General features: G+C 58.0%; 14 protein-coding genes. 5 read left to right on the forward strand and 9 right to left on the reverse strand.

Annotated elements, in window-relative coordinates; genetic code table 11:
* Positions 1-44: 44 nt before the first annotated feature.
* From ACR0CA_RS20125 to ACR0CA_RS20155, 7 genes are all read right to left on the reverse strand, one after another.
* Complete coding sequence (locus ACR0CA_RS20125; protein ID WP_480900963.1) at positions 45-2462, reverse strand: aerobic carbon-monoxide dehydrogenase large subunit; 2418 nt, start codon at positions 2460-2462, stop codon at positions 45-47.
* Positions 2459-2953 (reverse strand): (2Fe-2S)-binding protein, encoded by a 495-nt coding sequence (locus ACR0CA_RS20130; RefSeq protein ID WP_170355562.1) that lies wholly within the window; start codon positions 2951-2953, stop codon positions 2459-2461. Before ACR0CA_RS20130 ends, ACR0CA_RS20125 begins: the two co-directional genes overlap by 4 nt.
* Positions 2954-2967: 14 nt before the next feature.
* Positions 2968-3801: an FAD binding domain-containing protein gene (locus tag ACR0CA_RS20135; RefSeq protein WP_480900965.1), complete on the reverse strand. Its 834-nt coding sequence runs from the start codon at positions 3799-3801 to the stop codon at positions 2968-2970.
* A gap of 140 nt (positions 3802-3941) precedes the next feature.
* Positions 3942-5027, reverse strand: a complete 1086-nt coding sequence (locus ACR0CA_RS20140; protein WP_480900978.1) for an MHYT domain-containing protein — start codon at positions 5025-5027, stop codon at positions 3942-3944.
* A 188-nt stretch (positions 5028-5215) separates the two neighbouring features.
* Positions 5216-6220: an ABC transporter substrate-binding protein gene (locus ACR0CA_RS20145; protein WP_480900968.1), complete on the reverse strand. Its 1005-nt coding sequence runs from the start codon at positions 6218-6220 to the stop codon at positions 5216-5218.
* Complete coding sequence (locus ACR0CA_RS20150) at positions 6199-7566, reverse strand: sensor histidine kinase (protein ID WP_170790171.1); 1368 nt, start codon at positions 7564-7566, stop codon at positions 6199-6201. The genes ACR0CA_RS20145 and ACR0CA_RS20150 overlap by 22 nt, the downstream gene beginning before the upstream one ends.
* Positions 7556-8224, reverse strand: coding sequence for a response regulator transcription factor (locus ACR0CA_RS20155; RefSeq protein ID WP_170771245.1), 669 nt, complete (start codon positions 8222-8224; stop codon positions 7556-7558). Before ACR0CA_RS20155 ends, ACR0CA_RS20150 begins: the two co-directional genes overlap by 11 nt.
* Positions 8225-8332: 108 nt before the next feature.
* Between ACR0CA_RS20155 and ACR0CA_RS20160 the strand changes: the two genes are divergently transcribed.
* From ACR0CA_RS20160 to ACR0CA_RS20180, 5 genes are all read left to right on the forward strand, one after another.
* Complete coding sequence (locus ACR0CA_RS20160; protein WP_170355568.1) at positions 8333-9313, forward strand: Bug family tripartite tricarboxylate transporter substrate binding protein; 981 nt, start codon at positions 8333-8335, stop codon at positions 9311-9313.
* Between the two features lie 66 nt (positions 9314-9379).
* The gene (locus ACR0CA_RS20165) at positions 9380-9862 is read left to right on the forward strand and encodes a tripartite tricarboxylate transporter TctB family protein (protein WP_170771248.1); all 483 of its coding nucleotides are present in this window, start codon (positions 9380-9382) and stop codon (positions 9860-9862) included.
* 1 nt (position 9863) lies between these two features.
* Positions 9864-11375, forward strand: coding sequence for a tripartite tricarboxylate transporter permease (locus ACR0CA_RS20170; RefSeq protein WP_170355570.1), 1512 nt, complete (start codon positions 9864-9866; stop codon positions 11373-11375).
* Positions 11365-12552 (forward strand): CaiB/BaiF CoA transferase family protein, encoded by a 1188-nt coding sequence (locus ACR0CA_RS20175; protein ID WP_480900970.1) that lies wholly within the window; start codon positions 11365-11367, stop codon positions 12550-12552. Before ACR0CA_RS20170 ends, ACR0CA_RS20175 begins: the two co-directional genes overlap by 11 nt.
* A complete protein-coding gene (locus tag ACR0CA_RS20180) occupies positions 12549-13322 on the forward strand; it encodes a citryl-CoA lyase (protein WP_480900972.1) in 774 nt (257 codons plus the stop codon). The genes ACR0CA_RS20175 and ACR0CA_RS20180 overlap by 4 nt, the downstream gene beginning before the upstream one ends.
* A gap of 39 nt (positions 13323-13361) precedes the next feature.
* Here the strand turns inward: ACR0CA_RS20180 and ACR0CA_RS20185 are convergent, their stop codons facing one another.
* Positions 13362-14858 (reverse strand): heme biosynthesis HemY N-terminal domain-containing protein, encoded by a 1497-nt coding sequence (locus tag ACR0CA_RS20185; protein WP_480900974.1) that lies wholly within the window; start codon positions 14856-14858, stop codon positions 13362-13364.
* Between the two features lie 10 nt (positions 14859-14868).
* Positions 14869-15965: COG4223 family protein (locus tag ACR0CA_RS20190; RefSeq protein ID WP_480900976.1), on the reverse strand; the 1097-nt coding region annotated here is incomplete at its 5' end.

The raw sequence follows: 15965 nt of genomic DNA on the forward strand, positions 1-15965 counted from the left end.
GCCCCCTTGCTGAGTCGGACCGGCTCAGGCCGGTCCGAACCCATTCACCCGTGCATCCCCAACCCATTTGCGATCTTCCAGATCCGCCAATGATCATGCGGCATATGGCTCTGCACCAACCCAAAGGGCCGGAACGCATCATGCACCGCGTTCGAGAAACAGGGCACACCACCCACATTGGGGCTTTCCCCAACACCCTTCGCGCCAATCGGATGGTGCGGGGACGGCGTCACCGTATAGTCGGTGATATAGTTCGGTGTCTCCCACGCAGTCGGCAGGAAGAAATCCATCAGCGTGCCGGTCTTCACATTACCCATCTCGTCATAGGCAATCTCTTGCCCCATCGCGATGGCCAGCGCTTCGGTCACGCCACCATGAACCTGCCCGTCGATGATCATCGGGTTGATCCGCGTGCCGCAATCGTCCAGCGCATAGAACTTCCGAACGTCCCATTCGCCGGTATCCACGTCGATCTCCATGACGCAGATATAGGCCCCGAACGGGTAGGTCATATTCGGCGGGTCATAGTAGCTGACAGCCTCAAGACCTGGCTCCAAGCCAGGGATCGCCTGATTATAGGCGGCAAAGGCGATTTCCTTCATCGTTTTGAACCGCTCAGGCGCGCCCTTGACCGAGAACCGATCCACGTCCCACTCGACATCGTCGTCATGGACCTCCAGCAGATAGGCCGCAATCATCTGCGCCTTGGCACGGATTTTGCGCGCGGCCATTGCCGTTGCCGCACCTGCAACAGGCGTCGACCGAGACCCGTAAGTTCCCAGACCATACGGAGCGGTGTCGGTATCGCCTTCCTCCAGCGTGATGTCATCGGCAGGCAACCCGATCTCACTGGCGATGATCTGCGCAAAGGTCGTGGCATGACCTTGACCCTGAGAAATCGTCCCCAGCCGTGCGATAGCCGACCCTGTCGGGTGAATGCGGATTTCGCACGAGTCAAACATACCCAGCCCGAGGATATCGCAATTCTTGACCGGCCCCGCGCCCACGATTTCTGTGAAATGCGTCAGACCAATGCCCAGCAGTTTGCGAGTCTTACCGGCTTTGAACTCCTCAACCCGCTGCGCCTGTTCGGCCCGCAGACCTTCGTAATCCACCGCTTTCAGCGCCTTGTCCCAAGCGGTGTGATAATCGCCCGAGTCATATTCCCAGCCCAATGCCGACTGATAGGGGAACTGATCGGCCTTGATGAAGTTGATCCGGCGCAGTTCGGCCGCGTCCATGTTCAGCTTGATCGCCAGAACCTCGATCATCCGTTCGATGAAATAGGCCGCCTCGGTCACACGGAAGGAACAGCGATAGGCTACCCCGCCCGGAGCCTTATTGGTATAAACCCCATCCACGGCCAGATAAGCGGTCGGTATGTCATAGGACCCGGTACAGATGTTCATGAACCCCGCCGGGAACTTGGTTGGATCGGCACAGGCGTCAAACCCGCCGTGATCCGCCGTCGTGTGACACCACAGACCAGTGATCTTACCGTCCTTCGTTGCCGCGATTTTGCCCTGCATCCAGTAGTCGCGGGCAAAGGCGGTGGACATCAGATTCTCCATCCGGTCCTCGACCCACTTCACCGGCTTGCCGGTCACGATGGACGCCACGACCGAACAGACATAGCCCGCATAGGCTCCAACCTTGTTGCCAAAGCCACCACCGATGTCGGGGCTGATGACGCGGATATTGTGCTCGGCAATGCCAGAGATCAGCGAGACAACCGTGCGGATCGCGTGCGGAGCCTGAAACGTACCGTAAAGCGTCAGTTTCCCAGTCACCTTATCCATGCTGGCTACAGACCCGCAGGTCTCCAGCGGGCAAGGATGGGTACGGTGGTAATAGACCATCTCTTCAGCCACCACATCGGCCTCGGCCAGAATAGCCTCCGTCGCGTCTTTGTCGCCCTGTTCCCAGGTGAAGATGTGGTTGTGATGCTTGCGCGGCCCGTGCGCACCTTCGGTCTGACCCTCAAGGTCTTCACGCAGGACCACATCGGATTTCAGCGCCTCGAACGGGTCGGTCAGAACAGGAAGTTCCTCGTATTCAACCTCGACCAGTTCCGCAGCATCCGCCGCGATATAGCGATCCTCGGCCACAACGAAAGCGACCTCCTGACCTTGGAACAGCACTTTGCCATCGGCCAGCACCATCTGCTTGTCGCCCGCCAGTGTCGGCATCCAATGCAGGCCCAGCGGCGACAAGTCTTCGGCAGTCAGAACAGCGATCACGCCGGGCAGCGCCAGCGCGGCCTCTTTGTTCACGCTGACAACGCGGGCATGTGCGTAGGGGGAGCGCACAAAGTCGCCGAACAGCATGCCGTCCAGCTTGATGTCGTCGACGTAATTGCCCTTGCCTTGGGTAAAGCGCACATCCTCGACGCGTTTGCGCGAGCTACCCATCCCTTTGAGGTTGGCGGCGCGTTCTTCGGGGGTCAGTGTCTGGTCGTTCATTCCGCGGCCTCCTTCTGAGCATTCAGCATGTCAGCCGAGGCCGAGATCGCCTTGACGATGTTCTGGTAGCCGGTGCAGCGGCAGAGGTTCCCAGCCATACCGAAACGAATTTCTTCCTCGGTCGGGTTCGGGTTTTCCTGCAGCAGGCGATGGGCGCGGGTGATCATGCCCGGCGTGCAGAAACCGCATTGCAGGCCATGATGTTCGCGGAACATCTCCTGCAATACACCAAGGCTGCCGTCATCATTGGTGAGGCCTTCGACCGTGGTGATATCGGCGCCGTTCACCTGCGCCACGAAGGTGGTGCAGGACTTGACAGACTTGCCATCGATATCAACGGTGCAAGCGCCGCAGTGGCTGGTTTCGCACCCGATGTGAGGGCCGGTGATTTTCAGATCTTCCCGCAGGAAGTGGATCAACAGCGTGCGTGGCTCGGCCAGACCTTCGACCTCTTTGCCGTTCACGGTGAGTTTGACGTGCATTTTTGACATGGGTTCTCCTCCCCTCAACCCGCGCGGTTTTGGGCGCGGTCGATGGCGCGGCGCAGCATGACGCCTGCCACATGTTTCTTGAATTCGACGGGGCCGCGATTGTCGGCCACGGGCTCGATCGCATCCAGCATCGCGGCAACGCAGCCATTCACATCGCCATCGGCCAGTGCAGCACTTGCGCTTTCGGACCACACAGGCGTGTCAGCCAGATTGGTCATCGCGACCGAGGCCGTTCCATTGCCCACCATCACAGCAGCCGCAGCCGTGGCATAGTCGCCAATCTTGCGCTTTTGCTTTTCATACGCCTGACCGACTCCCGCGCTGGGCACCGGGATCGAGATACGAGTCAGGATTTCCTCATCCTCGCGGGCGGTGAAATACGCGGCCTCGTAAAACTCACGCGCGGCGACGCTGCGATTGCCATCGGGACCGGACAGATCAAATGTGGCGTTCAGGCATTGCATCAACCCCGGCATGTCATTGCCCGGATCCCCATTGGCCACATTGCCACCGACGGTGCCCACATAGCGCACCTGCGGATCAGCGATCTGCAAAGCCGCCTCGCGGATCAGCGGAATGGCAGCGGCCAGACCGTCATGCGTGATCAACTCGTGCTGCGTGACCATCGCACCCAAGGTCACGGTGTCGGCGCCGACCTCGATGCCCTTTAGTTCGTCGATGGCTTGCAGATCGACCAGATGGCCCATCTCGGCCATGCGCAGCTTCATCATCGGGATCAGGCTGTGCCCGCCCGCGATCACGCGCGCTTCGTCTCCGTGTTCTTGCAAAATGCCGATGGCCGAGGCGATGTCGCCTGGCCGGTGATACTCAAAACCAGCTGGTATCATAATTTTCCTCCCTGGGTCCGAAGCAATATGCCTTGGGGTACCTGCACTCAGAAAAGAACGGTCACATCAGGGGTTCCAGCCAAGGGGAACGGGGCGCGTAGCTTGTTTCACGAAACGCGAATAGGCTGCACGAGTTGCGATCAGAGACCCAGCGCGTCGCGAATGTCGGACAGGCGCGACCGGCTGACCGGCACCTTAGTCAACGCATCCACACCGTCGAAATAACACGTGCCATTGTCCTTGTGACGTTCGAACCCCGAGACATGTTTGGGGTTCACCAGATAGCTGCGATGGGCACGCAAAAAGCCATCGGGGGTCAGGCGGGTTTCGGCCTCGGTTATGGACCAGGGGCAAAACAATTTCTCGGCCCCGATATAAAGAACGGTATAATGCCCCTCGGCCCGGATTGCGGCGATCTCGGTCGGGGCGGCGAAAAAGGTCTGGCCCTCGCGCTCAAACGGGATGCCCGCCCGCAAAGTCGCGGGTTCGGGGCTGAGTGGAGCAGGCGCCGCAACTGCGGCAGGTTCAAGAAAGCTAACGCCGGTCAACAGGAATGCACCGCAGATCAAGAACACGGCCACCGTCACACCCATCGCCAGCACCTGATTGTTAAGCGCCGGACCGGCCCCCCCCGCGCTGTCGCTGGCCGTGAAATCCGTCAGGCCGGTGGCCACAAAATGCATGGTAAATACGGCCAGACCGAAACAGGCCGTTCCCAGCAAGATGTTACGCTGCGTGCGGTTGTCATAGGCCACCCAGATCGCCACGACCGACAGCACGACCGAGGCCAGCGTCGACAACAGCACGTCCCACGCGTTGTAGACCGGGCGACACAGTTCCATCCCAGCCATTCCGATATAGTGCATCACCACGATGCCCAGCCCGACGATCACGCCTGCGCCAATGATCGTCTGCACCGAACGTGGCCGGAAATGCAACAACAGCAGCGCCAGCCCGACCATCAGGATCGCCACAAGGGCCGAGATCAGCGTGATCAGCGCGTCATAGTAGAACAGGATTGGCAGTTGCAGGCCCAGCATGGCCACGAAATGCATCGACCAGATGCCGCCGCCCAGAACCACCGCTGCCAGCGCCACTATGATCTTGCGCCTCTGGTCGTCCAGCTTGGACGCGCCATGGGTCAGGTAAAGGCCGGTAAAGCCTGCCATCAGCGCCACGGCCAGTGAGGCCGCCACAAGCCAGGCGTTATGCGAATAGTCCAGCATCTTGGTCTGCACGCCCTCCCCGACGCGAGGGCGACGTTAGCAAACGGAATTGATTGGGACAATTGGCTGTAGACGGCGAATATCAGTTTACTGGCCCACTATTGTGGCCATCTCTATATAGGTTGGGTTTCGCTGACCGCCCCGACACTGAACCAATCGCTACCGACGTAAAGCTAGTGGTCCTTTTGCTATTGAATGACCGCGTTCTCCCACGCTGACAGGAACTTTTTTCGCTTTAGGTCATCCAAAAATGTCAGCAGTGACGGGTTTAATCCTATTGTTTCTCGGTCTGTTGCGCCGTTCTGCAACACCAGTGGAGGAAGCGAAGACGGGCTGTCCTGTGTTACTGGCTTTTCAGTAATCAAGTAGTTGATAAACGCTTCGGCTGCGTCCGGCTCCTGCGTTTCTTCAGACACTAACGCTGTCCGCATCATCGTTGTTTGAAAATCTGTCGGAAAAATCACTTCAAGCGCATCCTTGCGCTCGGCGCGGACAGCTGCGTAACTTCCAAGGACATTATAGGCTACCAGAATTTTTCCATCTGCCAGATCGTTTATCATTTCTCCCGAACAGCAATACAGTCGCACATCAAGACCACCCATGACCTCCATTAGCCGCCAATAGGTTTCCGAGGCGCGCGCATCTTGCGTAGCGAAAAGATAACCCAACCCGGATTCACGTACATCGTATGTGCCAACCTTGCCGCGAAATTCCTCCGGTCGCTCGCGCAGCGCCTCGATCAAACTCTGCCGGGTGTGCGGAATGTCCTGACCTTCAAACGCTTCGCGATTGATGACGATAGCAGCAGGTTCGGTCGTGAATGCAAACAAGCTTTGGTGCCACTGCGTCCAGTGCGGAGCCTCGATATCCTTAAGCGCCAGCGCAAAGCCATCATTCGCCAACTTCAGTTGCAGATCCATTGCGCTGGATACCACAATGTCGAAAGCGTCCGGCGACGCGCGAACGCGTCGGTCGATATCCGCCGTGCCCGAAACGAAGTATTCGACACTTATTGAGGGATTGCGCGCAACAAAGCCTTCTATCAATGGCGCGAAGAGAACTGTGTCAGTGCTCGAGATGATACGTAGGTGCGCGCCTTCTGCGCCATCATTGAAAACCAACTGGTCTTCCCAATCCTGCGCCCAAAGAAAACAGGGGAACGCAAGAAAAACTAAAGTGACAAGACTACGCATGCTCCCCCCGTAGGCTTATTATTCAAAACCAAGGTTCCGCCATGGGCCGTCGCCACATCCTGGGCAATGGTCAAACCCAAACCTGATCCAATCGTCCCAGCTGCATTCTTGCCGCGTTCGAACCTGCGCGTCAGCTGTTCAATCTCTTCTGCTGGAAAGCCCGGGCCCGAGTCGCTCACTTTGACTGCAACATCAGGTGTGGCGGTAACTTCGATATCGACCACGCTGTCAGCAGGCGCGTATTTTAGTGCATTGTCGATCATGTTGCGGACTGCATTCTGAATCAGAATGGGGTCGCCGGAATAGAGAACCTCAGTATCGCCTCTCAGAGAAAGCGAAAGTTCCTTCATTTCCGCAATCGGCGTCAAACGCTGCACAAGTTCCCGGATCAGTTCAACTAAATCGACATCTTCCCTCTCAAGATGATCGGCGCGGAAGGTGATCATGGCATGATCCAATAACTGTCCCGCAGCGCGCGAACTTTCATCTATCGCCCGAACCATCGCACGGAGTGCCTCTCGGTTTTCTTTCTTTTCAACTCTATGCAGAGTCGCCTCGGCATAGGACCGTACAGTCGCCAGCGGCGTGCGGACACGGTGGGCCGCTTCGGCAATAAAATCCTCTGACTGGCTGAGCGATTGATCCAAGCGCCCCATCAGTGAGTTCAGGGACAAGACAAGCGGCGCCATTTCCCGGGGCACCGGCTTCTTGAAGGGACTCAAATCCTGCGGCCCCCGTCTTGTGACCGAGGTTGTCAGTCGGTTTAGTTGCCCGATAGTGGTCGATGTGATCCAGAAAGAAAGCGCGGCAGTCAAAAGAAAGAAGCCAAGACCCAGAAATGCGGCATTGCGCGAAATCTGGTCCAAAGTCTGCGAAAGCGCATCCTGCGTCTGACCCAGCACGATTGCAATTTCCGTCTGCCTCCCCAACCCGACAAGCGTTCGACTTGCGCTGACCTGGCGAATGCGTTCCCCACGCAGTTCGCCCGACGTGAATAACCAATCACTTTGTCCGGACGCCCCTGCCAAAAGAAGATCTTCGTATCCCGATAAAAACGCACCGTCCTGATAAATGGCATAAAACACCCGGTCATCTGACGGGGTGGTCAACATCGAAAAGGCCGCGTAGGGAATATCCACTTCAAGCACCCCGTCCCTCAGCGCGGCGGCATCAAGAATTGATGTAACGGATGCTTCGAGGATGTTGTCCTGTCCCTGCTGCGCTACCTGAGCCGCATAGTTCCTGACTGCAAGGAACAACAAGACTGCCAGAACCGCCGCGCCACCAATCAAGGCCAGCACTAGCCTGTTGCGCAGTGACCCGGAAACAGTTGGATTAGCGGTCATGATCCAGCCTGTATCCCAGACCGCGCAAGGTCGTTATCTTTAAGTCCGACTTTTCAAGATGTTTGCGGAGCCGCCCCACATAGACCTCGATCGCGTTGTCCGAAACGCTGTCGTCGTAAGAGAACAACCGGTCGGCCAGCTTCTGTTTCGAGAATACATGACCAGGCGCGCTGATGAATAACTCCATCATGCGCAGTTCCCGATTTCGCAGCGAAAGGGTTTCTCCGGCCACGGTCAAATGTCCGGCCACCGGATCAAACACGACACCGCCGATCTCGATCGTGGACTTCGCGCTGCCGGATTTACGCCGCAGAACCGCGCGACAACGGGCCTCAAGCTCGGCATGATCAAACGGTTTGGTCACGTAGTCATCCGCCCCCAGATCAAGTGAACCGATTCGATCCGAAACCTGACTGCGCGCGGTTAAAACGATCACGGGTGTATCCAGTCGACTTGCCCGGTGCCGTTTCAGAAAGTCTCGCCCGTCCCCATCAGGAAGCATGATATCCAGCAGGATCAGGTCATATTCTTCGGTTTCGACAAAGGCGGTTGCGTCCTCCAAATTCGCTGCGTGATCAATGACATGACCGTCCAGTCGCATGCGCGAACTGACCGCGTTCGCGAGGTCCAGGTTGTCTTCGACAAGTAGAAATTTCATCAGGCTTTTTCAGTATTTTGCCGCGTGACAGGTTGATGTCAGGTTGGTGTGTTTTTGTTCCATCCAATCTGAGCCGCCATGCGGCCGGTTGTCAAACGGGAGGAAATCATGACAACGATTAAACTGGGCCGTCGCGCCCTAATCGCAGCTGTGGCCGCAATCGGCCTGACCGGCCCGACGTTGGCCGAAGATCAAGTCGTGGACAGCATCCACTTTCTGATCCCCGGTGGTGCCGGTGGCGGTTGGGACGGAACTGCCCGCGGCACGGGTGAAGCCCTTACGAATGCGGGTCTTGTTGGCACTGCATCCTATGAGAACATGTCAGGTGGTGGCGGCGGTAAGGCCATCGGCTTTCTGATTGAAAACGCTGACAGCAATCATGGTACATTGATGGTGAACTCAACTCCCATCGTTATCCGTTCGCTGACTGGTGTTTTCCCGCATAACTTCCGCGACCTGACTCTGGTTTCAGGCACTATCGGTGACTATGCGGCGATCGTCGTAGGCAAAGACAGCCCGATCAACTCGATGGACGATCTGTTGGCAGCTTTTGACGCTGATCCTTCGGCCACAGCAATTGGTGGTGGTTCGGTACCGGGTGGTATGGATCACTTGGTTGCAGCCATGGTCATGGAAGCCGCTGGCAAAGACGCTCTGGGCGTGAAGTACATTCCGTATGACGCAGGCGGCAAAGCCATGGCGGCGCTTCTGTCCGGTGAAATCGCGGCCCTGTCGACCGGTTTCTCGGAAGCTGTTGACCTGTCGAACGCGGGCGAAGTCAAAATCATCGGTGTCACATCGGAAGAACGCGTTGACGCCGCTCCTGATGCGATGACCATGAAGGAACAGGGTATTGATACCACCTTCGTCAACTGGCGCGGTTTCTTCGCAGCACCCGGCCTGCCGGAAGACAAGCTGGCGGCATATCAAGACGCGATCGCCAAGATGTACGACACTCCTGAATGGGAAGAGGTTCGGGCACGCAACGGTTGGGTCAACATCCACAACTCGGGCGCTGACTTCCAGACGTTCCTTGAGCAGCAGGAACAGCAGATCGGTGATCTGATGAAGAAGCTGGGCTTCCTCTAACCAAAAATCGGCAGAGCGGACCGCCGCTCTGCCTTCCCCAAAGACAACAAAAAAGGAGGGGGTATCATGGCGTTGGATCGCTGGATCGCGCTCGTTCTGCTGGGTGTTTGTTTAACATATGGCTACGCCGCCTGGTTCACGATGGACGGTAGCCTCCCCCCCTTCATGCAAAGAAATCCCATCTGGCCAAGCACCTTCCCCAAAGTGCTGTCCATTCTGGGTATCATCACGACGACAATTATCCTGCTGGGCTTTGAAAAGTCCGAGATCAAGGAAGCCGACATCGATTATCGCCGGCTGGGTGATTATCATCTGGATCAGGCGCTGATGCTGCTGGCTTTGATGGTGATCTACGCTTTGTGCCTGCGTCCTGTTGGTTTCCTGATTTCCACATCGGCATTCCTGATCCTTGGCTCTTTTATTCTGGGTGAGCGCAAGTGGCACATCATGCTGCCTGTTGCCTTCATCGCTACTGGGGCCGTCTGGTATCTGGTTCAGGAAGTTCTTGGCATTTACATGCGCCCGCTGCCGGGCATTTTCGGAGGCTGATATGCTTGAAGGACTTCTGATCGGCCTGCAAACGGCATTCTCAATCCAAAACCTTCTGATGGTCATCGCCGGGTGTCTGATCGGCACATTCATCGGGATGTTGCCTGGTCTTGGACCGATGTCGATCATCGCCATAATGATCCCGGTTGCGATCTCGATGGGCGACCCATCCGCCGCACTTATCCTTTTGGCTGGGGTGTATTACGGAGCGATCTTCGGAGGATCGACATCCTCCATTCTGCTTAACGCACCCGGAGTCGCGGGCACGGTAGCTTCCAGCTTCGATGGTTACCCGATGGCACGACAAGGCAAAGCAGGCAAGGCGCTGACGATCGCTGCGATCGCCAGTTTTGCCGGCGGCACGCTGGGTGCCGTCCTGCTTATGGTGTTTGCACCGGCTTTGTCTTCTGTTGCGCTGCTGTTCCACTCGGCCGAGTATTTCGCCCTTATGGTCGTTGGCCTTTCAGCCATCGCTGCCTTCGCCGGAAGCGGTCAAGTCGCCAAGGCCGTCATCATGACAGTCCTTGGACTGATCATGGCAACTGTCGGCGAAGGCGCGTTGTTCAACCTGCCTCGGTTCACCATGGGAATCATGGACCTGCAATCCGGCTTTGGCTTCATCACGCTGGCCATGGCCATGTTTGCCTTGCCCGAAGCGCTGTTTCTGGTCCTGAAGCCAAAAGATCTGAAAGGTGATGATGGCGAGATCAAGGACCTGCGCATCACCAAGGAAGAAGCCAAGGCAATTGCACCAGTTGTGGGACGGCAGTCCGTACAAGGTTTCTTCATCGGCGTTCTTCCTGGCGCCGGTGCGACGATCGCCAGTTTCCTCGGCTACGCTGTTGAACGCAACATCGCTCCGAAAGAGGAACAAGAAGAATTTGGCAAAGGCTCGATCAAGGGTCTGGCAGCCCCGGAAACAGCTAACAACGCGGCCTGCACCGGATCATTCGTTCCACTGCTGACTTTGGGCATTCCAGGTTCCGGCACCACGGCGATCCTGCTGGGCGCGCTAATCGCTCTGAACGTGACGCCCGGTCCGCGTCTAATGCTGGATGAGCCTCAGATCTTCTGGGCTGTGATCATGTCCATGTTTATCGGAAACCTTGTTCTGTTGATCCTGAACCTGCCGCTGATCCCCTACATCGCAAAGGTACTATCCGTTCCGCGCAACTACCTGATACCGTTCATTCTGTTCTTTACGTTGATGGGCGCTTACATCGGACAGAACAATGCAACGGAGCTGTTGATCCTTGTTGGGTTCGGCGTCTGTGCCACGGCTTTGAAATTTGCCGATTATCCGCTGGCCCCGCTTCTGATCGGGTTCATCCTTGGCGGAATGATGGAAGACAACTTTGCAAGGTCCATGCAGCTCTATGACGGGATCGGGTTTATCTGGGAACGCCCCATGACGCTGGGCCTGCTGGTTATCGCCGCGCTGTTGGTGTTGCTGCCCAGCTATCGCGCGCGTCGCGCACGGGCACGGGCTGCCGGTATCGCCGATGGCGACTGAGCCTCTGGCAGGAATACGGGTTCTTGACCTGACGAACGTTCTAGCGGGCCCGTATTGTTGCTATCAGCTTGCCCTGATGGGGGCCGAGGTGATCAAGGTCGAACGGCCTGAGGGCGGCGACCTTGCTCGGGTGTTGGGCGCAGACCCAGACCGCAACAAAGCCGGGATGGGCATCAGTTTTCTCGCCCAGAACGCGGATAAGAGATCCGTCACGCTGGATATGAAGCCCGCAAAGGGCAAAGAATTGCTGAAGAAGCTGGTTCAAACCGCCGACGTGCTGGTCGAAAACTTCCGGCCCGGTGTCATGGACCGGCTTGGCCTTGGCTATGACGTTCTGCGCGCTGAAAATGCCAACCTGGTCTATTGTGCAATCAGCGGTTTTGGGCAGGACGGTCCTCGCAAAAAAGACCCGGCCTACGACCAAATCGTTCAGGGTATCAGCGGTGTCATGTCGATCACCGGAGCAGCCGATACAGCGCCCTGTCGCGTCGGCTACCCGCTGGCCGATACCGTCGGAGGGCTAACAGCCGCTTTTGCGATCAGTGCGGCCCTGAACGCCAGACCACGCGGCACGTTTCTGGATATCGCAATGTCCGAGGCGGTGATCTCCACCATGGGCTGGGTGGTGTCGAACTACCTGATCGGGGATGTCACACCGGCAGCGCATGGCAACGAAAACACCACGTCCGCCCCGTCAGGAACCTTTGCCACTGCGGACAACCCGATCAATATCGCGGCCAATCGTGACGAACAATGGCAGGCGCTTGCTCGACACCTTGGACGGGAAGATTTGCTGGGCAACCCTGACTATGCCTCGCGTGAAGATCGCAAGAGGAACCGCCATAACCTTAGGGACGATCTTGAAGCCACGCTGCGCACCCGACCCTCCCGGGAATGGGTTCGCGAGTTGAACGCGATTGGTGTGCCAACCGGGCAGGTGATGACCGTGCCCGAAGCGCTGGCTGACGAACAGCTTACAGGCCGCGGATTGATTGGATCTTTGCCGTCCCACAGCGAGGAGCTGAAACTTACCGGCAGCCCTGTTGTGATGGATGGTCAACGCAGAATGCCCCGGACCGCCCCGCCGGATTTGGGGGCAGATAATGCTGTGATCTGGTCTGAGCTTGGTCTGAGCCGTGACGAAATAAATGCGTTGACGAAGGAGGGGATCATATGAGCGATGTCGCTGACTGGTGGTCAACATCCATCATCGACATGGAACCCGGACGAATAGACCTGCGGGGCACACCTATTCAGGACCTTATCGGCAACCTTGGTTTCGCGGAAATGATCTGGTTCATGGTGCGCGGAGACAGGCCATCCGCCGCACAGTTGAAATTGTTCGAGGCCGCCTTGGTTGCTGCCGTGGATCACGGGCCACAAGCCCCTTCGATCGCTACGGCCCGCATGGCAGTGACGTGCGGACTGCCGCTCAACAATGCCATAGCAAGCGCGGTGAACATGCTAGGGGACATCCACGGCGGTGCTGGCGAGCAAGCGGTGACCCTGTATCAGTTTGTCAATGCTCACCCATCCGCCGTTGGCCCGGCGCTGGATGACTGGATTGCCGCGCAAGGGAAAATTCTGCCCGGATTCGGTCACCGCTTTCACACCCCAACGGATCCACGCGCACCACGTTTAATGAGCCTTGTGGACGAAGCGATTGAGGCAGGTGCCTGTGATGGGCGCTACAAATCTGTCGCGATCGACATCGAAGGCGAATTGGCGCAGCGCAAAGGCAAACCCGTTCCGATGAATATCGACGGAGCCACAGCGGTGATCTATGCCGAGCTTGGTTTTGACGCGCCATTGGCGCGTGGCCTGTTTTGCCTGTCCCGTTCTGTCGGCATTCTTGCACATGCGTGGGAACAATCTCAGCAGGGTGGCCGAAACAAGGGACCGACCCCGCCAAAGTATCGCTGGACGTACTTGCCCAGCGACACGTAAGTGGCATCAAGGTTCTAAAGTGTCCGTTGATCCGAGTCCTCAGACCTTCTCTTCGATCGCAGGCTCGACATCGGGGCGCACGGGTTCGGCCTCCATTTCGATCAAGTCGGGCGCAACTTCTTCTTCCGGCTCTTCAACCTCCGGCTCGACCTTGTCTTCAAGCGCGCCAACGATCAGGGGCAGCATGTGAACACCGGTCGCCGAGGCGATCTCGGGCGTTTGCGGGGTTTGCCAGCTCAGCGTGTCAAAGCTGTGGCAGTTCTGACAGACCGGCGCCCATTCGGGCTGGATATCATGGCAGTTGTCGCAGACCCATTGCGGCCCGCGCGGGGCGTTCAACGCTTTGGCCAGCCATCCCTGCACCACCGCGTCCGAGGCGCCCTCGCCCCGTTCAATCGCCGCCATCAGCGTATAGGCACGGGCATCGGCTTGTTTTTCGACCACATCGCCCAGCGCACGGCGAGCTTCGGGGAAATCCTCGGCCACGATGTTCAACTCGGCCAGGATCAGGCGCGTTTCAGGGTTTTCCGGGTGGGTACGGGTCAGGGCGGTGAACCGCTTGATCCGCGCATCCGGCGTTTCATCCGGCGCGATTTCCGCAAAGGAATGAGCCAGATCGGGATGCGGCTGCACCTCCCACGCTTTTTTCAGGATCTTGGTCGCGGCGCGCGGCTTACCCTTTTCGATATAGGCCCGCGCGGCCATCGCAGCGGCAGGAACCAGATCAGGCGACAAGCGGTTGGCCTCGATCGCGTGTTCTTGCTGTTCGACCGTGACACCTTCTTCCAGAATGCCCTTGGCTTCGGACAGAGCCAGCACTGCATCACGGCGTTTGAACACGTCACGCGGCAGATGACCAGCCTTGAGCTTGGCCGTTAGAGTCGAACGCGCGCCTGCCCAATCCTGCGACTTGGTTTGCAGCCCCAACAGGATGTCTTGTGTTTCGGCGTGGCGCGGTTTGATTGCCAGCGCCTTTTCGGCCAGCTTCCGGGCGGTATAGTCATCACCCTCGGCCAGTTTCTGCTTCAAGATACCACGCACGCCCACAAACCGGGTGGCGTTGTTCGTCACCAGTTTCTTATAGGTATCCGAGGCTTTCTTGGTGTCACCATTCATCTCGGCCGCCTGTGCCACCAGCAGATTGGTTAGTTCAGGCTTGTTCAGCAGTTTTTCGGCCTTGGCGGCTTTGGACATGGCAATCCGCCCCTCGCCCGAGGCCAGCGCCATAAGCCCATCGGCCAACGCCTGATAGCCACGCTGCTCGCGGCTGCGGTCGAAATAACGCGACAGGGCCGTTTCATCACCGTTGAGAAATTTCAGCGTGGCGACCAGCAGGGTCAGCAATTTGAAGAAAAGCCAGATCGCAAGGACCAGCACACCCAGAGCAATGACCGATTGCAACGGCCCCAACGTGTATTCCGTGCCGCCAGCGGTGATCTGAATACCACCGCTGCTTTCCATCAGGAACCCGGCCCCAACGGCCAGCAGGCCGACAATGGCAACAAAAACTAGGATTTTTAACAGTGACCACAGCATGGCAGGTCCTTCAGTTCGAGTTCGCGCCAGAGGAAAGCGCATCTGCGGCATCCACGGCAGAAACCCGTGCCTGCGCCGCCTGTTCCCATTCGGCCAACGCGGCACGGGCCGCATCAGGCAGGGATTGAATTTCGCTCAACGCCCCTGCGACGTCACCATCTGAAAGCGCCGCCTGCGCGCGCGACAGGATCGCATCGGGATCGTCACCATCCTGCGGCGTCACAGAGCGCGCTCCAGTCTGACGTTGGAGGAAAGCGACAATCCCCGTTCCCTTATCCGCGTCACGCGCATTAGCCAAAGCAGCGCGCGCCGCAGGTGCAAAGGTTTCATTCAGGGTTGCAACTGACACCACGCCTTTATCTGCCGACGCCGACAAAGCATCGGGAATATCAACCCCTGCGGCCGACAGTTCGGACAACAAATCGCCATAGGGTTGGCCCGCATTCAACTGACCGTGCAGTTTTGACAAGATCGCGGCATTGGCCGCTGCCAGTGCCTCCGCCGAGGCTTTCATTTCAAGCGCCTGCGCGTCCGAAACCATCTTTTCAACCTCAGCCCGTTGCGCAGCCAGCGAGTCTTGCAGCTTTTTCAACTCGGCCTCAAATGCTGCCGTAGCCTCGGGCGTAGCGCCTTGGGTCAGGGCCCCGCTTTCCAAATCGGTCAGCCGTTTGGTCAACGGGTCGATCTGCCCGGCCAGGCCATCAAGGCTGGATTTCACCCCATCAAGATCCGCCGTGATCGGCGCAATCTGCCCAGTCAACGCGTCGATCTTTGCCGATACATCCGGCGCATCTGCCAGAGATTTGGTCAAAGCTTCGATCTGGTTGGCCTGATCGGCCAGCTTGGCCTCGAGCGTGGCTACAGCATCGGTGTCACCGCTACCGAACATACCCGCGCTTCCCGCCGCAAAACCAATCGCTGCGGCGACGGCCCCACCGATCACAGCGGGCATAAAGCCGCTCTGTTTTTCCGCCTTACGATCAGCCATCTTTTCCTTGAAGCGTTCAAGGTTGGCCTCGGCTTCGGCTTCGGCTTCGGCTTCGGCTTCGGCTTCGGCTTCGGCTTCGGCTTCGGCTTCGGCTTCGGCTTCGGCTTCGGCTTCGGCTT

This window comes from Ruegeria sp. F12, from assembly GCF_056533885.1.